The following is a 21,256-nucleotide window of genomic DNA, read 5'->3' as shown; positions in this document are numbered from 1 at the left end:
ATAACTAATCCAAGTACGACAAAGACAATGAAAAAGAATAGTAATACATACGTAATCCTCTACTCATCTATAATGGTGATACTTGTAGCGGTAGGTCTAGCCCTCACCTCACAAGCACTAAAAGAGAGGCAAAGCCGTAATGTTGACCTCGACACTATGCGACAAATCCTCCGTTCTCTGAGCTTGGATGTCGACCCTACACTAAATACAGCTGAAGGGCTCTACAACGACCTCATCAAGGAGGCTTACCTAGTAGATGCTTCAGGTAATATTATACCTGGGAGCGAAGGTATTGCCACTACCGACCCTGCATTCCTAGCTACACTAGACCTAGCTAAGATAAGTACCATGGAGGGCTATCCAGTATTTGTTGCTGAGGTAGACGGACAGAAGAAGTATATCCTCGGAATGTATGGTGCTGGTCTATGGGGACCAATATGGGGTTATATCTCTCTGAATGATGATGTCAATACCGTTTACGGAATTAATCTTGACCATGCTAGTGAGACCCCTGGTCTTGGTGGCGATATCGCTCTACCTAAGTTCCGCAATAGATTTGAGGGCAAGGAGATTTACAAGAATAACGAACTCAAGAGTATTGCCGTGGTAAAACCTAGCGCAGTAGTAGAGGACAGGGATCGTGTCGATGGCATCTCCGGTGGTACACTTACCTCCAATGGTGTCAATAACATGCTCCAAGAAGCCTTTGAGCGCTACCAACCATATCTGGACAATCTGAGAAAATAATAGCACACATGGCACTATTTGACAAGAAGAACAGGGCTGCCTTTATTGAGCCCTTAAGCAAGAATAACCCTGTGCTCGTACAGGTACTTGGTATCTGTTCGGCACTCGCTGTTACGAGCAAGCTAGAGCCAGCTATCGTGATGGCACTTTCCGTAACCATTGTGGTCGCGATTGCCAACGTGGTAATCTCCCTACTCCGCAAGACTATCCCTAATAACATCCGTGTAATCGTACAGCTTGTAGTTGTTGCTACACTCGTTACGATTGTGAGCGAGGTACTTCAGGCCTTTGCCTTCGACCTCAATAAGCAGCTCTCCGTATATATCGGACTGATTATTACCAACTGTATCCTCATGGGACGCCTAGAGGCTTTTGCTATGACCAATAAGACATGGCCTTCACTCCTAGATGGAGCAGGTAATGGTCTCGGTTACGGTCTTATTCTCGTTATTGTAGGTTTCTTCCGCGAGCTACTTGGCTCTGGAACACTTCTAGGCTATCAGGTTGTTCCAGATAGCTTCTACGAAGCTGGTTATGTAAATAACGGATTGGCTATCCTACCTCCAATGGCGCTGATTATCACCGCTGTGATAGTATGGATCCACCGTTCTAAGAATCCTGAACTACAGGAGAAGAACTAAAGAGTAAGTGAAATCAATCTAACGAAAGGACAGTATTTAATTTTATGGAATATCTAAGTCTATTTGTCAAGTCCATCTTTGTGGACAATATGATCTTCGCTTACTTCCTAGGTATGTGTTCATACCTAGCTATTTCGAAGAACGTAAAGACCTCTGTAGGTCTTGGTATAGCTGTAGTAGTCGTACAGGTACTCACCTTACCACTCAACTACCTTCTTTGGACTAAAGTACTACGAGAGGGAGCCCTAGCTTGGACAGGTGTCGAAGCTCTTGCGGGTCTTGATCTCAGCTACCTCAGTCTTCTAATCTTTATTGCAGTGATTGCCGCATTTGTGCAAATGCTAGAAATGGCTATCGAGAAATTCAGCCCTGCACTCTACAATTCACTTGGTATCTTCCTCCCACTTATCGCAGTAAACTGTGCTATCCTAGGTGGATCGCTCTTCATGCAGCAGAAAGTAGGAGGCGAAATCACCAACCTTGGTCATGCACTCGCATACGCAGCTGGCTCAGGTATCGGTTGGATGCTAGCTATTGTAGGTCTTGCAGCTATTCGTGAGAAGATGATGTACAACGACGTCCCAAAGCCACTTCGTGGATTTGGTATGGCACTTATCATCACTGCACTGATGGGTATTGCCTTCCAGTGCTTCTCAGGGCTTAGCATCTAAGGAGTGTAGTATAAATTGAATTCTATTAAAAGATGAATATAATGACATTATTAGCAATTTCTCCTGCTATCTGGGGCAGTACATTGGTATTCTTGATACTGATACTGTTCTTGGTAGTATTGCTACTCCTAGCTCAGAAGAAGCTGGTAGCATCGGGCAACGTCACCATCACAATCAACGAAGACAATAAAATAGAGGTACCCCAAGGTGGTTCACTACTGACTACCCTCCAAAACAAAGGCGTGTATCTCTCCAGTGCTTGTGGTGGACAGGGCACCTGCGGACAGTGTCGCTGTAGAGTAGTAGAGGGTGGTGGCGAAATCCTCAGTACCGAGACCCCACACTTCACTCGTCGTGAAATCAACGACAAGTATCGTCTATCATGCCAAGTAAAGGTAAAAGAGGATCTCAAGATTGTAGTACCAGAGTCTGTCTTCGGCGTTAAGGAGTGGGAGTGCGAAGTTATTTCCAACCGCAATGTGGCTTCCTTTATCAAGGAGTTCGTTGTAAGGCTTCCTGAGGGCGAGCACATGGACTTCAAGGCTGGTTCTTATGCACAGATCAAGATACCAAAGTACGAGATTAAGTACTCAGATATGATTGTGGAGGAACCTTTCAAAGCGGAGTGGGACAAGTTTAAGCTATGGGGACTCGTGGGTAAGAATACCGAAGAGACTATCCGTGCCTACTCCATGGCAAACTACCCTGCTGAGGGTAATATCATCACCCTCAACGTTCGTATCGCAACCCCTCCATTTGATCGCAAGACTGGTGGTTGGATGAAAGTCAATCCAGGTATTGCATCTACCTATATCTTTAGCCTAAAGCCAGGTGATAAGGTGAGGATGTCAGGACCTTACGGAGAGTTCCATATCCAAGATACCGATGCCGAGATGCTATACATCGGTGGTGGTGCTGGTATGGCTCCACTTCGTGCACAAATTCTACACCTCTTCAATACCCTCAAGACGGGAAGAAAGGTATCTTACTGGTACGGTGCACGCTCTAAAGTCGAGATTTTCTACGAAGAAGACTTCCGTAAACTGGAGGAGCAGTTCCCTAACTTCAAGTTCAATATCGCACTTTCAGCAGCATTGCCTGAGGATAATTGGACTGGCTACACTGGCTTCATCCATCAGGTCATCTACGATGAATACCTCAAGAACCACCCAGCACCAGAGGATATCGAGTACTACATGTGTGGTCCTGGTCCTATGGCAGCTTCAGCGCTCAAGATGCTCGATGATCTTGGCGTAGCTCGTGAGAGTATCTTCTTCGACGACTTCGGTTGATTCAGGAGATTCCCAATATCTATAAATAGCCCTGCTAGCTCACGCTAGCAGGGCTATTTGTATATCACAAATACACTAGGCAAAACACAATCCACTGAGTAGACATTGGTGGAAGCGTAGAGTACAATGAGGCTGTTGCTTCACTCAACAGTCTCAATAAAACGAGGCTATCCACTAATACAGCAGATAGCCTCAACTTATTTTAATATGAAAAACGATTACAAGTCTAGAAGTTCGTATATCTCCTGCAGCTCAGACTTAAACTGAGCATCCGTCGCCAAGAGATTGGCAATAGCCTTCTCGGCATAGATAACCGTAGAGTGGTCTCGACCGCCTACTTCAGCACCAATAGCCGCAAGCGAAGCATCCGTAAGTTCCTTCGACAGATACATTACCACCTGACGCGCTTGTACGATTTCGCGCTTCCGTTTTCTACTGAGAATATCAGACTTCTCTAGGTTGTAAAACTTCGCTACCGTCTCCATTATCTCAGGGACATTCAGTTTGCGCTCCTCCACCCCCACAGTCTGTGAGAGCACCTTCTCGGCAAGCTCCATGGACAAATCCTCATTACAATAAATCGAATTTGCCATTAGCGAAGTGAGTGCGCCCTCTAGGTCACGCACATTATCCTTAGCATGCTTCACAATAAAGTTGAAGACATCATCAGGGATATTCAACCCCGCTTCATCCACCTTAGACTTCAGAATCTCCCTTCGGAGGTGTGCATCGGGGCGCTCAATCTCCACTGTCAGCCCCCACTTAAGGCGAGTATAGAGCCTATCCTCCATTCCCTTAAGGTCAGCTGGGCACCTATCCGAAGTTATGATAATCTGTTTACCAAGCATCTTCAGATGGTTGAATATCTGGAAGAAAGCATTCTGAGTACTCTTAGCTTCTGCGAACTCCTGAATATCATCTATCAGAAGCAAATCGATATTCTGATAGTAGTTGAAGAAAAGTTCAGGCTGCTTAGCTGTGATTGTAGCCTCTACAAACTGTCTTTTGAAAGTCTGTGCAGGCACATACACCGCCTTGTATCCACTTCGCTTCGCCACCAGTTGATTACCAATAGCATGCATCAAGTGGGTCTTCCCAACACCCGAAGCACCATATACGAATAGAGGGTTGAAAGCCGTTTCTCCAGGCTTCTCCACAATACTCATGCCTGCAGTACACGCCAGACGATTACAGATACTTTGGTAGAAGTTATCGAACTGCATACGCTTGTCGAGATGGGTCACAAAGCTCTCCTCTACAGCTACCTCAGACTCTGCCTTCTTAGAAGGGGAAGTCTTAGGCGCATTGGTAGGGAAACTATAGGTAAGGTTGATACCCTTACCAAAAGCCTTTTCTAGCGCATCCTTGAAGAGATCAAAGTAGTCCTCCTCTAGCTTAAAGCAATAGTCCTGTGACGGTACACGGACAACCAATTGATTGTCCTTCATACTCACTGGTACCAAAGGCTTAAACCAAATATCAAACTCCCTACTATTAGAGAGGTGGGTATCCACTTCACTTAGGACAATACCCCACGAACTACTTAACGAATCACTCATTGAACTACTACAAAACGTCTCCTCATCAATACTTAACTGTAACTACCCATCATCCCCCAGCAGAATACCTTGCCGACTACGGACTATCTTTCACTCTATTCCAAAGTCGTGATATGCAGCCCTTTTAGGCATCAAAAGAGAGGACGGTCTGCATCACTCTCTCTTAACAACTGCAAAGATTACCAATATATTCGAGATAAAAAAACCTCCTTTTGCGGCCTATTGCCCCTACCCCTTATCCAACAATCACTTAGGGCTTAACCCTTTAATTATAAGGGGATAACACATAGCCTAGCATGGTAATCCTTTGGCTTATAAGCGCTTTAGGCATTCGCCAATTAATGTTAAATCTTGTAGATACAAGAATCGTGCACCATCACTATACGCTATCAGCCAATGCCTCCGAAATTTACCCAAAAATAGACAATTCTACAAGCCATAAGCGCACGTATAAAACAGATCTCTAAAGCCAAAAATAGTCGTAATCAGACCCCTAAAACCTCCTAACAGCATACAGCATGCCATAGCCTCCTTACGAATCAAAGTAATATATTAAAACCTATGAAAGGTCAATCTATACCGTAGAAAACCGTGCAAACCATCTCTATCCAACCGCCTCAATATCAGGCATTCCCAGACGATCCTATACAATGTGACCATTTAATATATACTAATCACTGCAATTAGTATATATTAATTCACCCAATTAGTATATATTAAATTGGTCAATTAGTATATATTAAATTGGTCAATTAGTATATATTAAACGATCATGGGATATACCGAGAGCGCTCAACCAGAAGAGACAAAAGGTTTATCGCCCCTACAATATCCGTCTTATCCTAAATCTATTGACGTTTTTCGAACGGATTTAACTATCCACTTAACCTTACGTGCCTGAGGTTTCACTGGTCTGTTAACTCCAATATCCTAATTTACTTGACTATGCGCACTAAGTGGTTGACTTTTTTCAGTGCTATACCACTAGATTACACTAAATAAATTGACTTTGCGCCTCCTTGTTGTAAAGGTACTCATTTCTCTACATTTCCTTTTTGTTAGCTCCCTTCGAGGTGATTTTTCCTCTGACTAGACACTCTCTGGCGTATTCATTTCTAGACTCCTATGAGGACGGATATTATTGTAGAAATTGATGCTTTTCTCTACTCTAATGTCGGATTCCTTTAGGTGTTGAAAGAGTGTTCCTTGGGGTGTTTTGGTTGGCGGGTTATAGAATTGTGGTATATTTGAGGGTAGTTTGGGGCAAGAGGAAGGTATTTATTTTTGGCATTGAATACACAGTGTATTATATATGAAGCGGAAAAAAGAAGCAACAGAGGTGGAACGTCCTTGGTATAGGCAGATGAGTGGAGGGAAGTGGTTGCTCCTAAATATTGTGGGGCTATTCGTGGCAGGGGCTCTACTAATGGGAGCTGCTGCACTATTTCTCGGCGTGTACACCCAGCATAATGGTGCCTTCAGGCTTCCTGATATCAAAGGGCTTTCACGGGAAGAGGCTCGGGCGCAGCTCGAGGCACACCACCTCACGATGGAGGTTATCGATTCCACTTATGTGGCAGGCGAAGCTCCTGGTATTGTACTAGAGACAGCGCCAAAGGCGGGAACGCTCATCAAGCGCCACCGCACTATCTTCGTAACGGTGAATACTCAGCAGGTGAAGACCATACCAATTCCCAAGTACGAAGGTCTTTCGGAGCGTTCTGTAGAGATGGTACTAAAGGGAGCAGGCTTTATAGAAGTAGTGAAAGAGTATGTCCCTAGCCCACACAACCAACTGGTGCTCCACATCAAAGATCAATCGGGGCGCTACCTTATGGCAGGTGATCGCGTACCCTACACTACTAAGCTTACGCTCGAGGTCGCTTCAGCTGAGGCGTATCGTGCAGAGCTTCTGGATAGTCTCGGAGTACAGAGTCCTGACTCCCTAAACGTGCAGAGCGCTACCCCAGAGGAGGAGGGTGAGTCATGGTTTTAACCGCAGGGAATGACGACACCTCAGCATACCAAGAGGAAGAGCTTTGGGAGCTTGAGACCCTCGATGAGATGGACGATAGCGAGGATGGCGCTTCAGTAGATGCGCCTACCCTCTTTGAGCACTTCTCTTGTGTAGTAGACAAGGGACAAACGCCTCTACGAATCGATCGTTTTCTTGTAGATCGTATGCCCAAGGTGAGCCGCAACCGCATTCAGCAGGCAGCAGAGGCGGGAGCGCTCTTTGTGGGCGATAAGGCGGTGCGTGCCAATTATAAGGTACGCCCAGGCGAGGTCATATCACTTAGGCTAGAGCGCCCACCCTATGAGCTAGAGATTCGTCCCGAACCTATCCCCCTTTCTGTGGTGTACGAGGATGAGTACCTGATGGTCGTGAACAAGCCAGCAGGCTTAGTAGTCCACCCAGGGCACGGCAACTATACTGGCACCCTTCTCAATGCCCTTGCCTATCATCTCAAAGATGACCCGAGGTACGACCCTAATGACCCCGAGGTAGGTCTCGTGCACAGAATAGATAAGGATACGAGCGGTCTGCTGCTCATTGCCAAAGAGGCAACGGTACGCACGGCACTTGCTCGTCAGTTTTTTGAAAAGACAACCCGCCGTGAATACCTCGCACTCGTGTGGGGACGCATGCCAGAAGAGGAAGGTACCGTGCGCACTAATCTAGGACGTGACCCCAAGGATCGCATGGTGATGACCACCTTCCCTTACGGTGGCGATGAAGGCAAAACAGCAGTCACCCACTACAGAGTAGAGGAGGAGCTGGGGTATGTGTCGCTGATTAGGTGTAAGCTAGAGACAGGGCGCACCCATCAGATTAGAGCTCATGTCCGCAGCTTAGGGCACCCGATATTCAATGATGAGCGTTATGGCGGAGCTGAGCTCCTTAGAGGCAATCGCTTCGCGAGCTATCGGAAGTTCGTGGAGAATTGCTTTGCGCTATGCCCTCGACAAGCCCTACATGCCCAGACCCTAGGCTTTTATCATCCTGTGAAAAAGGAACAGATGGACTTCACTTCCGAGTTACCCGAGGATATGGGTGCGCTGCTAGAGAAGTGGCGTAGGTATGTGGCAGCAGGTGTCATTACGGCTGAGAATCTTGTGGACGAATAGAGTATGAGATAGGAGTGGAGGGATATAACAAAGGGTAGATGGGGTGAGGAAGGTTTAGGACGCATAACAAAAGAAAGATGAATAAGAGGCCAAAGATTGCCCTTGTGGCAGGCGGGTACAGTGGCGAATATGAAGTATCGCTAAAGAGTAGAGCAGGGATAATGAGCTTCTTAGAGGGGCACCCTCTGGAGATTTATCCTGTATTGATACAGCGCAACGCTTGGGTAGTGGAGCTAGATGGACAGCGGTACCCTATCGACCGTAATAACTTCTCCTTTGAGCGTAATGGCGAGCGCATTACCTTCAACTATGCGTACATCACGATTCATGGCACGCCAGGGGAGGATGGGTTGCTTACAGGATATTTGGACATGCTTGGGATACCGTATAGTTGTTGTCCTACGGCTATTGGGGCGCTAACCTTCAATAAGTACCTCTGCAAGCACTTCCTGCACAGTTTCGGCATAGCAATAGCGCCAAGTGTACGACTAAGACGTGGCGATGGTATTCGTCCGATGATCCTTGCTGTGGAGCCAGGATTGCCCGCTTTTGTCAAGCCTAATGTGGGAGGTAGTAGTGTTGCCACCACACGAGTAGATGCGGTGGAGGGGTTACTCCCTGCCGTAGAGGCGGCTTTTGCCGAAGGGGAGGAGGTCTTAGTAGAAGCGCTGATTACTGGTACAGAGGTCACTTGTGGAGCTTATGAGGATGCAGAGGGCTTGCACGTACTCCCCGTGACCGAGGTGGTACCAAAGCGTGCTTTCTTCGACTACGACGCCAAGTACAATGGAGCGGTAGAGGAAATCACACCCGCTCGTATAGGGGATATGATGACTACCGAGATACAGCAGCTCACCAGAGAAATCTACGGATACCTCGGTGCTTCGGGCATCATCAGGGTCGACTACATCATTGAGGATGGGAGACCAATACTACTGGAGGTAAATACAACTCCTGGTATGACTGCCACGAGCTTTATACCACAGCAAGTAGCTGCCGATGGGAAGGACATAGGCACAGTATTGGAGGGGATTATTAATTATCACTTAAGCAGGAAAAGAAGATGAGCAAGGAACTAATCAGCACTGAGGATGCGTACTTCGAGAGTATACGCCCATACCTGGATAGCGAGGTGCAGGAAGCAGTCCAGCAGATCATAAAGGAGGAGACGATTCTAGCAGTAGCCCATGAAGTATGGGGCGATATCTCCGAAGGACAACTAGGGGCAATGGCTGCGGAATGCAAGTCTATCAAGGACTTTAAGGTAAAGATGGCAAAGCCCATCATTGACTATATCCTGAAGCACTCTACCTTCTCGCTCACTATGTCGGGCAAGAGTAAGCTCGATAGGAGTGGTGGGGAGAAGTACCTCTTTATATCCAACCATAGAGATATCATACTAGACTCTGCCTTTCTCAACTATCTGAGTATCGAAGCGGGGCTTCCTTTGCCTCGGATAGCTATTGGTGATAACCTTTTGATTACGGAGTGGATAAGGGCGGTAGTGCGTCTCTCTGATGCGTTTATCGTGAAGCGCAAGCCCTCGATGCGGGAGATGCTGGTAGAGAGCAAGCGATTGAGCAACTATATCCGCAGCTCGGTAGTAGGGGATGAGGCGTCAGTATGGTTGGCTCAAAGCGAAGGTAGGCGTAAAAACTCAGATGACCGCACACAGACAGCTGTACTGAAGATGCTCACGCTGAGTGCCGAGAAGGGACAAAGTGACCAAGAGCTATTAGAGGAACTAAAGATAACGCCGATAGCCATTACCTATGAGTATGACCCTTGCGATTACCTCAAAGCAAAAGAGATGCTGGCGAAGCTCCTAGACCCTGAGTGGAAGAAGAGCCCTATAGATGACATGATCAATATGCAGACAGGGCTACTGGTACAGAAGGGGCGCGTGCACTTCAGCATAGGTGAGACGCTTAGAGACCTCTCGGCTCTTACTCAGAGTGCTGGCAGCAAGCAGGAGATACTCAATGTAGTGGCTCAGGAGATAGACCGCCAAATCTTTACAAACTACCGACTTTACCCAAACAACTATGTAGCGTTTGACCTACTACATGGAGGACGACAGTTCGAGCACATGTACAGTCCAAAGGAGGAGCAGACATTTGTAGACTACCTAGAGGGTCAGGTGAAGAAAGTAGAGGCAGCCGAGGAGCACCAGTCCTTCGTAAGAGAGCGTATACTAGAGATGTATGCCACCCCTCTGAAGAATCACTTAATCACGACTAAGCAGATGCGGTAGTATGAAAGTGCTGATAATAGTTGACCCTCAGAATGACTTCATTACAGGGACACTCCCTGTAGCAGGTGCCAAAGAAGCGATGGATAGACTAGCGACAGCATTGCCCAAAATTCCTGCGGAGGAGATTGTGGTAACGATGGATGCTCATCCCATTGGGCACTGTAGCTTCGAGGCACAAGGCGGTATGTGGCCACCACACTGCGTGAAGTATAGTGTGGGTGCAGCGCTTTGGGAGCCGCTTATGGAGGCACTAAGAGTGGGACAAGGCCCAGTGCACTTCATAGAGAAGGGCGTACGGAAGGAGCTAGATGAGTACAGCGCTTTCGCAAAAGGGTACCCTACCCTTCTCGACAAGGCTAAGGAGGTTTTCCTATGTGGCATAGCAGGGAATGTATGTGTACTCTATACCTTGAACGACCTTGTAAAGCATGGGTTAGGGCAAAAACTCACGGTCATCACCGATGTAGCACCTAGCCTTGACGACGGCACTGCTTTGAAAGATACGATTAAAGAGAGTGGCGTAGGCGTAATAACACTAGAGGATTTTTAGGATATAAGAAATATGAGTTGGTTTGATTGTAAGATTACATACGAGAAAGAGATTAACCAGTCAGGCAAGATGCGTAAGGTGAGTGAGAGCTACCTTATCGATGCAGAGACTTTTACCGATGCGGAGGCTCGTATGGCCGAAGAGATGAATGGCAGGGGTAGCTTTGTAATGGATAGCGTAAAAAAAGTACGCCTCTACGACCTATTCATCGATGATAAGAGCGAACGCTACTATAAGTGCAAGGTAGGCTTTATCACACTAGACGAGAAGGCAGGTGTGGAGAAAAAGAAGTACGTACAGATGATTGTGCAAGCGGATGATATTGATCACGCTCTAGAGAACCTCCACAAGGGGATGCAAGACACACTAGGCGAGTATGACGTAGCTAGTGTATCCGAGACGCTCTATATGGATGTATTCAAGTATCAGATAAAAACAGAGGGATAAGTCGTGGATATTAAGGAACGACTGGAAGCCCTACAACAGGAGCTACCAGAGACCACTAAGCTAATAGCCGTATCCAAGTACCACACCCAGGAGGAGGTACTAGAGGCATACGAAGCCGGACAAAGGCGCTTCGGAGAGAATCGTGTGCAGGAACTACTTCCGAAGCACGAGGCTCTGCCTAAAGATATTGAGTGGCACTTGATAGGCACACTGCAGCGTAATAAGGTAAAGTATGTGGTACCCTTCGTGCACATGATTCACAGTATCGATAGTGAGAAGCTACTTCAGGAAGTGGAGAAGGAGTGTATCAAGCAGGGGCGAAAGTACCTCCCTGTATTACTGCAGATACATATATCTGGAGAGGAGACCAAGCATGGATTTTCGCTAGAAGAGCTACAAGAACTAATCAATAGCGATCGCCTTACAACCTACCAGCATGCTCAGATATCAGGCATCATGGGTATGGCTTCGCTGACAGACGATATGGAGCAGGTCGAGCGCGAGTTTGCACAGATGAAAGCACTCTTCGACGACCTACGTACTGGTGCTTTCAGTGAAAGCTCACACTTTACTGAGCTCTCAATGGGTATGACACACGATTATCCTATTGCCGTAAAGCATGGTGCAACCATTATTAGAGTAGGCAGCGCAATTTTCGGTTAATTTATAGATTAGAATAGACAACATATCGGATATTTTCCTACTTTTGTGGTATAGTATTATAAGACATAGCTAGCGATAAAGTTTTATGAATGAGATAGACAACCCTTTTAACCTCGAGGAAGAAGACCTCGATTGGTACGACGAAGAACTTCTCGAGTTTGTCAGAGAAGAGACAGCTGAGATAGAAAGTATCACAGAGCTCTTGGATCAGGATATCTTGTATCTCTACGAGCTTTGGGAAGAGTACACAGAACAGCTAGATGGCGAGGAGGAAGTCGTAGAGGTAGAACCCGAAGACTTCCACGAATATGCGCTTAAGAGCGCAGCTGAGGACGAACAAGACATCTCCATATCTGTGGAGGACATGGTGCTACTCATCCAGTTGCAACAAGAGTTCGACGTCTCTCTCGAAGAGGACGATGACGAGTAGGATTAGTATTTATTTTAATAGTTAGATGTTATGAGTAAGATTAAAGGTTTTCTAAGTGTAAGTATAGTTACCATCGGTTTGATACTGAGTGGTTGTGGTGCTAGTAATTCTCTAAAGGGCGCTGGTATCGGTGCCGCAGCAGGTGCCGCTATCGGTGCTGGCATAGGTAGAGTAGCTGGCAATACTGGTATAGGTGCTATCATAGGCACAGCCATAGGTGGTGCGGCTGGTGGTATCATTGGCAACCAAATGGATAAGCAGGCGAAAGAGCTAGAGCAGCAGATTCCTGATGCTACTGTAGAGACCGTGAATAATGGTGAGGCCATCCGTGTTACATTTGATAGCGGTATCCTCTTCCCTGTAAACTCTAGTACGCTTAACGCTAGTTCGCGCGAAGCACTTCGCAAGTTTGCTGAGAACATGAATGCCAACCCTGATACGGACATCAAGATTGTGGGTCATACCGACAAGACTGGTAGGTATGAATACAACATGCAGCTATCCCGTGAGCGTGCGATGAGTGTACTCAACTTCCTCCGTGCGCAGAGGGTAGAGAGCGCTCGTATGATGAGTGAAGGTGTAGGTCCAGATCAGCCAGTCACCATGGGCGATAGCAAAGCTGACCTAGCTAAGAACCGCCGTGTAGAGATCTTTATCCTCCCCAATGCCAAGATGATTAAGGAGGCTAAGGAGGCTGCTAAGAAGTAAGCAGACACACGCTAGACATACATTTTATATACCCCCTCGGTAGATTGGTTAGTGCCAACCTACCGAGGGGATTCTTTGTAACTTTGGATAGGGATACAAAAATAAATCGTTACCTTTGTGGTGCTATAAACAAGACGGAGGTAAGGGAAACTGGTGGAAATCCAGTACAGTACCCGCTGCTGTAAGTCTCAGTAATACTCTGCTATACACACATAAGCCACTGCCTACTAGAGGGTGGGAAGGCGTCGTAGAGTGAGACGAGTCAGAAGACCTACTTCGGCTCTGTTACATCTAGTATATTTTTTGTTGAACCATTACTTTCGGGAGTTAAAGTTATGACCAATCCTATCAAGTACATCATCAAGCGCGATGGAGTCCAAGAGGCGTTCGTCCCTACCAAGATAGAGAACGCCATCCTAAAGGCCTACGTAGCAGCAGGCTACACCGACAATTTCGTGGAAGTCAAGTCGGCTACACTTAAGATTCTTAGCCGTATAGATAAAGATGTGATATCCGTGGAGGAGGTGCAGGACATTGTGGAGAGTGAACTCATGCACTTCAATCCTGATGTGGCCAAGCGCTACATCCTTTACAGGGAGTGGCGCAATACTGAGCGACAGAAGAAGACAGCTCTGAAGCAATCATTGGATGGTATCGTAACTATTGACAACAACGATGTCAACCTCAGCAATGCCAACATGAGTAGTCATACCCCATCAGGACAGATGATGACTTTTGCATCGGAAGTAACTAAGGACTACACCTATCGATACCTACTCCCTACCAAGTACGCCGAGGCGCACCGTAGGGGTGACATTCATATCCACGACCTAGACTACTATCCTACCAAGACGACCACCTGCGTGCAGTACGACTTGGCAGACCTATATGAGCGAGGATTTCACACCAAGAATGGAGGCATCCGTACCCCCCAGAGTATTCAAAGCTACGCCACACTGGCAACCATCGTATTCCAGACCAATCAGAACGAACAGCATGGTGGACAAGCCATACCAGCTTTCGACTTCTTCATGGCACCTGGAGTGTATAAAACCTTCGTGAAACATGTGGCGGATCTACTACAATTTGCACTCCAGACGGTAGACGAAAGCGTGGATATAGAGTCTAAAAAGGCTAGAGAGCTAGTAGCCCAACACCTACACTCCATACTCCCCTCTTCTACCGAAGTCGATCATCTGCACGAGGCGATATGCGAGGAGTATTATGAGCACCTTAATCGTCGCCTTCTTGTGAAGGTCATCGAGAAAGCCATAGAAAGGAGCCGACGCGATACCCATCAAGCCATGGAGGGCTTTATCCACAACCTCAATACCATGCACTCTAGAGGTGGTAATCAGGTGGTATTTAGCTCGATTAACTATGGCACCGATACTTCTCCCGAAGGTCGGATGGTAATGGAGGAGCTTATGAAAGCGACCATAGAGGGTTTGGGTGACGGCGGAGAGACCCCCGTCTTCCCTATTCAGATATTTAAGGTAAAAGAGGGCATCAACTATTCCGATGCAGACTACGAACTAGCGCTGAAGAACTTCGATAAGGCGCTGGCAGGGGAAGTATTCTTCTCTTGTCCCAACTTCGACCTCTTCCTACGTGCCTGCGATACTACAGCCAAGGCACTTTTCCCCAACTTTGTCTTCCTCGATAGCACGTTCAATCGTCACGAATTGTGGCGAGAGGACGACCCAAAGCGCTACAAATACGAAATAGCTACAATGGGATGCCGCACGAGGGTATTCGAAAACCTTAATGGCGAGAAGACCTCTATAGGCAGAGGCAACCTCTCATTCACCACCATCAATCTCCCAAGACTTGCGATTGAAGCCATGCGCTATGCCGAGGAGCACTCCACGCTCCATACCGACCAAGGTACACTGAGGAGCATGGCGGTAAATAAACTATTCGAGAGCCTACGCGACCTAGCCCGACTAGTGGGAGAGCAGCTCTATACCAGGTATGAATTCCAAAGAAGTGCCCTGGCACGCCAATTCCCCTTCATGATGGGCAACGATGTATGGAAGGGAGGTGCCGCCCTGCGCCCCAATGATAAGGTCGGCGATGTACTCAAGAGTGGCACACTCGGCATAGGTTTTATCGGAGGGCACAATGCCATGTACGCTATCTACGGAGAAGGTCATGGCACCAACGATCAGGCGTGGGAGACCCTCAGACAGTGCCTAGTAATCCTCAACGAAGTGGCTGGAGAATTTAAGGAGAAATATCACCTCAATTACTCTGTCCTAGCAACACCGGCAGAAGGATTATCCGGACGCTTTACCCGAATGGATAGGAAGCGATACGGGATCATAGAGGGCGTAACCGACAGAGACTACTACGTCAATTCTTTCCACGTAGATGTCAAGGAGCAAATCACTATTGCCGAGAAGATAAAGCGTGAAGCACCATTCCACGCACTCACTGGTGGCGGACACATTACGTATATAGAGCTCGATGGTGAGGCGAAGAAGAATGTGCGTGCTATCTCCAAGATAGCAAAGCTAATGAAGGAGCAAAACATTGGCTATGGCTCTATTAACCACCCAATAGACACATGCCAAGAGTGCCACTACAAAGGTATCATCTACAGTAAATGCCCAATCTGTAAGAGCGAACATATTCTGAGGATGAGGCGCATCACTGGGTACCTTACTGGAGATCTGAGCTCGTGGAACTCCGCTAAGCGTGCGGAGGAAAAAGACCGCACCAAGCACCACTAACAAGTACACCAACGCCCATCCGACACAGTCTGGCAAGATGAGTCTGAGAATATTGAATATTATGCCCGAGACCATACTAGATGGCGAGGGGATTCGCTACTCTATCTACTTGGCTGGTTGTCGTCACAATTGCCCTGGCTGCCATAACCCCGAGAGCCATAATCCCCTAGCGGGAGAGGTGGTGACCAAGGAGATGATAGAGCAAATCATAGAGGAGATTCAAGAAAATCCTATGCTAGATGGCGTCACCTTTAGTGGTGGAGATCCCCTCTTCAACCCAGAAGAATTTCTGCCACTACTTCGGACCATCAAGCAACGCACACAGATGAATATCTGGTGCTATACAGGCTTTACCTACGAAGCTATCAAAGACCACCCACGCTACCAGCCGCTATTGGAATATATAGACGTACTGGTAGATGGGCGCTTTGTAGCTAGTCTTTATGACCCCCGACTCTCCTTTCGGGGCAGTAGCAATCAGAGAATTATCAATTTGGCAGAGAAACGAAAGCCATAAAGCAGCTGCCCTAATAGCTTTTAATAGGTCGGTCGTCGTTTTAAGCGTAATCTCTTCTGCCCTACTCCCCCTCTTGCATCTACACATCATAGAACGCCCCACCCTTATTCTGCACAGTAAATCATCTATTTATACCGAGAACAGGGGAAACTGATAGGGGCAGCGCATACGCTCCTCCCCTACCTCACCGATTGCCCTCTACTGAGCAAAGAAAGTTTCTCCCTAGAGAGACTCCAGTTTCTCCCTAGAGAGACTCCAGTTTCTCCCCAGAGGGACTCCAGTTTCTCCCCAGAGGGACTGAAACCGCAACGGCGATGACCTTGATATGAGTATACTTCTACACAAAACCAAGATACCGAGCTAAGTATAGGAGGAGCGGAAGAGCAATTATTTTGCGCTATTATATATAATGTGTACTTTTGCACGGAATTTAAGTTTCAAGCGAAAAAGATAGAAGAGTAGTATCAATATGGCAAGTAACCTCCTGATAGTTGAGTCCCCAGCAAAATCCAAAACAATTGGAAAGTTTTTAGGTAAAGACTTCCAAGTGCTTTCGAGCTACGGTCACATCCGAGACTTGAAGACTAAAGGTATGGGAGTGGATCTCGACAATAACTTCGAGCCCCAGTATGAAGTTTCGGAGGATAAAGAGAAAGTAGTTCGTGAACTAAAGTCGGCTGCCAAGAAGGCAGACAAAGTGTGGCTGGCAAGTGATGAAGACCGTGAGGGAGAAGCTATTGCGTGGCACTTGGCAGAGGTATTGGGACTGAATAAGAAGGAGGAGAACCGAATTGTATTCCATGAGATTACCAAGACGGCAGTAGAACAAGCATTGGCCAATCCACGCTCGATAGACGTGCAAATGGTAGATGCCCAGCAAGCCCGCAGGGTACTAGATAGGATTGTAGGGTTCGAGCTTAGCCCCGTGCTATGGCGCAAGATTAGACCTCAGCTATCTGCTGGGCGTGTACAGTCCGTAGCTGTTCGTATCATCGTAGAGCGTGAGCGTGAGATCAATAGCTTCGAGGGCAAGAGCAGTTTCCGTATCCGTGGGCTCTTTGTGACAAGCAATGGAGAAAAGGTCACGGCAGAGGTGGCACAGCGACCCGAGACTGAGGAGGAAGTAAGAGCAATCCTAGAGGCTCTTATCGATGCTAATTACACGGTGGGAAAGATAGAGGTAAAGCCCTCTAAGCGTAAACCAGCAGCACCCTTTACCACTTCTACACTCCAACAAGAGGCTTCTCGCCGCATGGGCTATCCTGTAGGGCAGACTATGCGTCTGGCGCAGAGCCTATACGAGGCAGGACACATTACTTATATGCGTACCGACTCGGTCAATCTATCGGACTATGCCGTTGCCACGAGCTGTGCTCTTGTGGAGCGCGAATATGGGAAGGAATTTGTCAAGGCACGCCAATACAAAGTACATACCAAGGGGGCTCAAGAGGCACACGAAGCTATCCGACCTACCAATGTGGAGGTAGAGAGTGCTGGTACCAATAAGCAGGAGCGTGCCCTATACGATATGATTAGGAAGCGTACACTGGCTTCTCAGATGGCCGATGCCGAAATGGAAAATACCACGGTAGAGATACTATCCGGTACTACCACCACTTTCGAGGCGAAGGGAGAGGTAGTAAAGTTTGAGGGCTTCCTGAAAGTCTACCTAGAGGGGAGTGACGACGACGAAGAGCGAGAGGAGGGAGGACTTCTACCCAAGATGAGTAAGGGCGATGCGCTCTCATGCGAAGAGGTGGAGGCACGTGAGCGGTTCAACCAACGCCCTGCACGATATACCGAGGCCTCTCTCGTGAAACGGCTAGAAGAGCTTGGTATAGGACGACCATCGACCTACGCACCTACGATTCAGACCATCCAAAAGCGTGAGTATGTGACTAAGAAGTCTACAGATGGCGAAAAACGTGATTATCTAGAACTTAAACTCAAAGATAATAAGATCTCTAAACGTACCAAGAAGGAGGTCTATGGTGCCGATAAGAATAAACTCTTCCCTACGGATACGGGTATTGTGGTGACCGACTTCCTCGTGGAGCACTTCCCACAGGTACTCGACTACAACTTCACGGCTAAGGTAGAGGAGGAGTTCGATAATATAGCAGCAGGGAAAAAGGAGTGGAATAGCGTCATCGCTACTTTCTACAACCTATTTCACGATAATGTAGAGACGGTGATGGCGGAGAAGAGCGAGTACCGTGTAGGTGAGCGCCAACTAGGCGAAGACCCTACTAGTGGTGAGCCTGTCTTTGCCAAGATAGGGAGATTTGGACCTATGGTACAGATAGGAGCAGTTGATGAGGAAGGAAAAAAGCCTCGCTTCGCTTCTATCCCTGCCGAGCTTTCACTGGAAACACTAACGCTTGAGCAGGCTCTAAAACTCTTTAAGCTACCACGTAAGCTAGGCGAATACCAAGGAGAACAGGTAGAGGCAAATATTGGTCGTTTTGGCCCTTATGTCCGTTTCGGCAAACTATTCGCCAGCATTCCCAAAGATATGTCGGCTTACGAAATCACACTAGAGGAGGCAAAGCCTCTGATAGATGCGAAAGTGGAGCAGGAGAAGAATAAGTTTATCGCCTCTTTTGGCGAGGGCAAGGAGATAGCTGAGGTACTGAATGGACGCTGGGGTCCTTATATCAAGTACAAAAAGAGTAACTACAAAATCCCTAAGGGGACTGATGCCACCAAGCTCACCGAGGTAGATGTTCGTAAGATTATCGCCGATACGGATAAGGATGGAGGGGCTAAGAAACGCAGCATAAAGAGCAAGAAATAATGAGTAAGGATAAGTTTATACTACTTTTGGATAGCTCTACCGACTATTGCTCAGTAGCTCTAGCCAGCGAAGAGCGAGGAGTGGTTGCGGAGCGAGAGGAGAACGACCGCACAAAGCAGTCGGCACGCTTGGCGGTAATGGCAAATGAAGTACTGGCTGAGATCCCAGAGGGCGCTGAGCTATCGGCAGTCTGCCTAGCCGAAGGTCCTGGGAGCTACACTGGTCTTAGGATAGCTGCAGGGTATGCTAAAGGGCTCGCGTGGTCACGCAATATACCACTACTTGCACTCCCTACTACGCTCCTCATTGCCCTTAGCTATAAAGCCACAGAGGCACCATCTACTGATGCGCTCTTGATGCCAATGATTGATGCCCGACGTATGGAGGTCTACTCGGCACTATATACCGTAAATAATGAAGCGGAGACAGATATAGCTGCACTTATCCTCACGGAAGAGGAGACTCAGAAGTCACTGCAGGAAATTGTAGGAGATAGAGAACTAGTCTACTTCGGTTCGGGTGCGGAGAAGGCTCAAACACTAATGGGTTCATTGCTTCCTAGGAGTCGCTTTGTCCCCAATATCTACCCAAAGGCAAAAGATATGGCAGAGGCTGCCTTCTCTCTCTTGGAAGAAGGGCAACGACTAGACGTAGCTTACTGGGAGCCCTTCTACCTCAAAGAGTATGAAGCAAAGAAGACACTTAATAAAGTATTACGCAATATATATAAATAGGAAAGATAAAATGAAAGCATCAGTATTCCCTGGACAAGGTGCCCAGTTTGTGGGCATGGGCAAAGACCTTTACGACACGGACGAGAGAGCCCATCAGCTTTTTGAACATGCCAATGTTATCCTTGGTTATCGTATTACCGATATCATCTTTGGTGGTACAGAAGAGGAGCTCAAGCAGACTAAAGTAACTCAGCCAGCTGTATTCCTCCATTCTTACATCTCAGCAATAGTAAGCGAGGAGGGTAGAAACGCTGATATGATGGCGGGGCACTCGCTCGGAGAATTTACCGCACTCGCTGTAGCCGGATCGCTATCCTTTGAGGACGCTCTCATGCTCGTATATAAGCGCGCAATGGCTATGCAAAAGGCATGTGAGAAAGCACCTTCCACCATGGCGGCTATCATCGGTCTACCAGACGAGAAGGTAGAGGAGCTATGCGCCTCAGTAGTAGGCGAGACCGTTATCCTCGCCAATTACAACTCTCCTGGTCAGGCAGTAATTTCAGGTTCTATCGCTGGTGTAGAGAAGGTAATAGACCTCGCCAAGGAGGCTGGTGCTAAGCGTGCCCTTCCGCTCAATGTGAGTGGTGCCTTCCACAGTCCATTCATGGAAAGTGCACGAGAGGAACTAGAGGCAGCGATCAAGGAGACGAGCTTCAATACACCACGCTGCCCTATTTACCAAAATGTAGATGCGCTACCCCATACTGACCCAGAAGAGATTAGGCAAAACCTAATCAAGCAACTCACAGCACCGGTTCGCTGGACACAGACTGTACTCAATATGCGCAAGGATGGCGCTACAGAATTCGAGGAATATGGTCCTGGCAAGGTGCTACAAGGGCTTATCAAGCGAATTATCTAACCCTTTATTTGGCGGTTCGGATATTTTTTGTATCTTTGCCATCGCTTAAGGGTTATGGCGAGATAGCTCAGATGGTTAGAGCGCATGATTCATAATCATGAGGTCCCGAGTTCAATTCTCGGTCTCGCTACAGAGCAAGAGCGGCAGGTTACGATTGTAACTTGCCGCTCTTCTGTTATAGGTGTCCCCACCAAGCATAGTGCTTACGACGGTTGAGATAATCTAAATCGGACTGATGTAAGTACGCTTCTCGCTCGAAGCTAATATTGAGACTGTTGCACATTCGAGTTTAGACGTTTTTGACTGACCTTTTTTCAGATTTTCGTCTTGTCTAGCTTGAAAAATCGCCTTGTTTTTTGATTATTCTCCTCTGTAAAAGCTCTAAATATGAGCTTTTACAGAGGATTTCTAGTACTTATCTCATAACAAGTGCTCCTCTTATAGAGGCTTCTTCATTTTGCAATAATGTATTGAGGTATAACTGGGGAGCTCTTTTGATGTTGTAGCAAATGGCTTC

Annotated in this window: 19 protein-coding genes, 1 tRNA gene and 1 riboswitch; of the genes, 19 read left to right on the top strand and 1 reads right to left on the bottom strand. The window is 47.3% G+C overall.

Going from position 1 to position 21,256, the window contains the following annotated elements; all coding sequences use genetic code 11:
* Positions 1 to 27 precede the first annotated feature (27 nt).
* Genes nqrC through nqrF form a run of 4 tightly spaced genes read left to right on the top strand, consistent with a single transcriptional unit; the run spans position 28 to position 3,351 of the window.
* Complete coding sequence (nqrC, locus tag A3GG_RS0104695; RefSeq protein WP_018358167.1) at positions 28 to 747, top strand: NADH:ubiquinone reductase (Na(+)-transporting) subunit C; 720 nt, start codon at positions 28 to 30, stop codon at positions 745 to 747.
* An 8-nt stretch (positions 748 to 755) separates the two neighbouring features.
* Positions 756 to 1,388, top strand: a complete 633-nt coding sequence (locus A3GG_RS0104690) for an NADH:ubiquinone reductase (Na(+)-transporting) subunit D (protein ID WP_018358166.1) — start codon at positions 756 to 758, stop codon at positions 1,386 to 1,388.
* Positions 1,389 to 1,432: 44 nt separating this feature from the next.
* Positions 1,433 to 2,059: an NADH:ubiquinone reductase (Na(+)-transporting) subunit E gene (nqrE, locus tag A3GG_RS0104685; RefSeq protein WP_018358165.1), complete on the top strand. Its 627-nt coding sequence runs from the start codon at positions 1,433 to 1,435 to the stop codon at positions 2,057 to 2,059.
* Between the two features lie 32 nt (positions 2,060 to 2,091).
* The gene (gene nqrF / locus A3GG_RS0104680) at positions 2,092 to 3,351 is read left to right on the top strand and encodes an NADH:ubiquinone reductase (Na(+)-transporting) subunit F (protein WP_018358164.1); all 1,260 of its coding nucleotides are present in this window, start codon (positions 2,092 to 2,094) and stop codon (positions 3,349 to 3,351) included.
* Between the two features lie 218 nt (positions 3,352 to 3,569).
* Here the strand turns inward: nqrF and dnaA are convergent, their stop codons facing one another.
* Positions 3,570 to 4,910, bottom strand: coding sequence for a chromosomal replication initiator protein DnaA (gene dnaA, locus A3GG_RS0104675; RefSeq protein WP_018358163.1), 1,341 nt, complete (start codon positions 4,908 to 4,910; stop codon positions 3,570 to 3,572).
* A gap of 1,312 nt (positions 4,911 to 6,222) precedes the next feature.
* On the opposite strand from dnaA, the gene A3GG_RS0104670 reads away from it, so the two are divergent.
* The 15 genes from A3GG_RS0104670 (at position 6,223) to A3GG_RS0104600 (ending at position 20,869) form a co-directional block, all read left to right on the top strand.
* Positions 6,223 to 6,906 carry a PASTA domain-containing protein gene (locus A3GG_RS0104670; RefSeq protein WP_018358162.1) on the top strand — a complete coding sequence of 228 codons (684 nt, stop codon included), beginning with the start codon at positions 6,223 to 6,225 and terminating at the stop codon, positions 6,904 to 6,906.
* Positions 6,907 to 6,974: 68 nt separating this feature from the next.
* The gene (locus tag A3GG_RS0104665) at positions 6,975 to 8,039 is read left to right on the top strand and encodes an RluA family pseudouridine synthase (protein ID WP_051074815.1); all 1,065 of its coding nucleotides are present in this window, start codon (positions 6,975 to 6,977) and stop codon (positions 8,037 to 8,039) included.
* Positions 8,040 to 8,116: 77 nt separating this feature from the next.
* On the top strand, positions 8,117 to 9,106 hold the full coding sequence (locus A3GG_RS0104660) for a D-alanine--D-alanine ligase (RefSeq protein WP_018358160.1): 990 nt from the start codon (positions 8,117 to 8,119) through the stop codon (positions 9,104 to 9,106).
* Positions 9,103 to 10,293, top strand: a complete 1,191-nt coding sequence (locus tag A3GG_RS0104655; protein WP_018358159.1) for a 1-acyl-sn-glycerol-3-phosphate acyltransferase — start codon at positions 9,103 to 9,105, stop codon at positions 10,291 to 10,293. The genes A3GG_RS0104660 and A3GG_RS0104655 overlap by 4 nt, the downstream gene beginning before the upstream one ends.
* Position 10,294: 1 nt before the next feature.
* Positions 10,295 to 10,843 carry an isochorismatase family protein gene (locus tag A3GG_RS0104650; RefSeq protein WP_018358158.1) on the top strand — a complete coding sequence of 183 codons (549 nt, stop codon included), beginning with the start codon at positions 10,295 to 10,297 and terminating at the stop codon, positions 10,841 to 10,843.
* A gap of 12 nt (positions 10,844 to 10,855) precedes the next feature.
* Positions 10,856 to 11,290, top strand: a complete 435-nt coding sequence (locus A3GG_RS0104645) for a DUF4494 domain-containing protein (RefSeq protein WP_018358157.1) — start codon at positions 10,856 to 10,858, stop codon at positions 11,288 to 11,290.
* Positions 11,291 to 11,293: 3 nt separating this feature from the next.
* On the top strand, positions 11,294 to 11,953 hold the full coding sequence (locus A3GG_RS0104640) for a YggS family pyridoxal phosphate-dependent enzyme (RefSeq protein ID WP_018358156.1): 660 nt from the start codon (positions 11,294 to 11,296) through the stop codon (positions 11,951 to 11,953).
* An 85-nt stretch (positions 11,954 to 12,038) separates the two neighbouring features.
* Positions 12,039 to 12,383 carry a hypothetical protein gene (locus A3GG_RS0104635; RefSeq protein ID WP_018358155.1) on the top strand — a complete coding sequence of 115 codons (345 nt, stop codon included), beginning with the start codon at positions 12,039 to 12,041 and terminating at the stop codon, positions 12,381 to 12,383.
* A gap of 30 nt (positions 12,384 to 12,413) precedes the next feature.
* Entirely contained in the window at positions 12,414 to 13,091 is a 678-nt protein-coding gene (locus A3GG_RS0104630; protein WP_018358154.1) for a YiaD family glycine zipper/OmpA-like lipoprotein, read from the top strand.
* Between the two features lie 101 nt (positions 13,092 to 13,192).
* Positions 13,193 to 13,384, top strand: a riboswitch (cobalamin riboswitch).
* Between the two features lie 42 nt (positions 13,385 to 13,426).
* The gene (locus A3GG_RS0104625) at positions 13,427 to 15,826 is read left to right on the top strand and encodes an anaerobic ribonucleoside triphosphate reductase (RefSeq protein ID WP_018358153.1); all 2,400 of its coding nucleotides are present in this window, start codon (positions 13,427 to 13,429) and stop codon (positions 15,824 to 15,826) included.
* Between the two features lie 37 nt (positions 15,827 to 15,863).
* Positions 15,864 to 16,343 carry an anaerobic ribonucleoside-triphosphate reductase activating protein gene (nrdG, locus tag A3GG_RS0104620; protein WP_033408400.1) on the top strand — a complete coding sequence of 160 codons (480 nt, stop codon included), beginning with the start codon at positions 15,864 to 15,866 and terminating at the stop codon, positions 16,341 to 16,343.
* Between the two features lie 469 nt (positions 16,344 to 16,812).
* Positions 16,813 to 19,140 (top strand): type I DNA topoisomerase, encoded by a 2,328-nt coding sequence (gene topA, locus A3GG_RS0104615; RefSeq protein WP_018358151.1) that lies wholly within the window; start codon positions 16,813 to 16,815, stop codon positions 19,138 to 19,140.
* Positions 19,140 to 19,874 carry a tRNA (adenosine(37)-N6)-threonylcarbamoyltransferase complex dimerization subunit type 1 TsaB gene (gene tsaB / locus A3GG_RS0104610; RefSeq protein WP_018358150.1) on the top strand — a complete coding sequence of 245 codons (735 nt, stop codon included), beginning with the start codon at positions 19,140 to 19,142 and terminating at the stop codon, positions 19,872 to 19,874. The genes topA and tsaB overlap by 1 nt, the downstream gene beginning before the upstream one ends.
* 10 nt (positions 19,875 to 19,884) lie before the next feature.
* On the top strand, positions 19,885 to 20,739 hold the full coding sequence (gene fabD, locus A3GG_RS0104605; protein WP_018358149.1) for an ACP S-malonyltransferase: 855 nt from the start codon (positions 19,885 to 19,887) through the stop codon (positions 20,737 to 20,739).
* Positions 20,740 to 20,795: 56 nt separating this feature from the next.
* Positions 20,796 to 20,869, top strand: a tRNA-Met gene (locus A3GG_RS0104600).
* Positions 20,870 to 21,256: the final 387 nt, after the last annotated feature.

This window comes from Porphyromonas levii DSM 23370, from assembly GCF_000379925.1.
Taxonomy (GTDB): domain Bacteria; phylum Bacteroidota; class Bacteroidia; order Bacteroidales; family Porphyromonadaceae; genus Porphyromonas_A; species Porphyromonas_A levii.
This window is presented reverse-complemented; position numbering and strand designations above follow the sequence as displayed.

What these genes read in the sequence shown, in the direction of transcription:
- nqrC (WP_018358167.1), top strand. Translation starts at nt 28, where the DNA reads ATGAAAAAGAATAGTAATACATACGTAATCCTCTACTCATCTATAATG.
- A3GG_RS0104690 (WP_018358166.1), top strand. Translation starts at nt 756, where the DNA reads ATGGCACTATTTGACAAGAAGAACAGGGCTGCCTTTATTGAGCCCTTA.
- nqrE (WP_018358165.1), top strand. Translation starts at nt 1,433, where the DNA reads ATGGAATATCTAAGTCTATTTGTCAAGTCCATCTTTGTGGACAATATG.
- nqrF (WP_018358164.1), top strand. Translation starts at nt 2,092, where the DNA reads ATGAATATAATGACATTATTAGCAATTTCTCCTGCTATCTGGGGCAGT.
- dnaA (WP_018358163.1), bottom strand. Translation starts at nt 4,910, where the DNA reads ATGAGTGATTCGTTAAGTAGTTCGTGGGGTATTGTCCTAAGTGAAGTG.
- A3GG_RS0104670 (WP_018358162.1), top strand. Translation starts at nt 6,223, where the DNA reads ATGAAGCGGAAAAAAGAAGCAACAGAGGTGGAACGTCCTTGGTATAGG.
- A3GG_RS0104665 (WP_051074815.1), top strand. Translation starts at nt 6,975, where the DNA reads ATGGACGATAGCGAGGATGGCGCTTCAGTAGATGCGCCTACCCTCTTT.
- A3GG_RS0104660 (WP_018358160.1), top strand. Translation starts at nt 8,117, where the DNA reads ATGAATAAGAGGCCAAAGATTGCCCTTGTGGCAGGCGGGTACAGTGGC.
- A3GG_RS0104655 (WP_018358159.1), top strand. Translation starts at nt 9,103, where the DNA reads ATGAGCAAGGAACTAATCAGCACTGAGGATGCGTACTTCGAGAGTATA.
- A3GG_RS0104650 (WP_018358158.1), top strand. Translation starts at nt 10,295, where the DNA reads ATGAAAGTGCTGATAATAGTTGACCCTCAGAATGACTTCATTACAGGG.
- A3GG_RS0104645 (WP_018358157.1), top strand. Translation starts at nt 10,856, where the DNA reads ATGAGTTGGTTTGATTGTAAGATTACATACGAGAAAGAGATTAACCAG.
- A3GG_RS0104635 (WP_018358155.1), top strand. Translation starts at nt 12,039, where the DNA reads ATGAATGAGATAGACAACCCTTTTAACCTCGAGGAAGAAGACCTCGAT.
- A3GG_RS0104630 (WP_018358154.1), top strand. Translation starts at nt 12,414, where the DNA reads ATGAGTAAGATTAAAGGTTTTCTAAGTGTAAGTATAGTTACCATCGGT.
- A3GG_RS0104625 (WP_018358153.1), top strand. Translation starts at nt 13,427, where the DNA reads ATGACCAATCCTATCAAGTACATCATCAAGCGCGATGGAGTCCAAGAG.
- nrdG (WP_033408400.1), top strand. Translation starts at nt 15,864, where the DNA reads ATGAGTCTGAGAATATTGAATATTATGCCCGAGACCATACTAGATGGC.
- topA (WP_018358151.1), top strand. Translation starts at nt 16,813, where the DNA reads ATGGCAAGTAACCTCCTGATAGTTGAGTCCCCAGCAAAATCCAAAACA.
- tsaB (WP_018358150.1), top strand. Translation starts at nt 19,140, where the DNA reads ATGAGTAAGGATAAGTTTATACTACTTTTGGATAGCTCTACCGACTAT.
- fabD (WP_018358149.1), top strand. Translation starts at nt 19,885, where the DNA reads ATGAAAGCATCAGTATTCCCTGGACAAGGTGCCCAGTTTGTGGGCATG.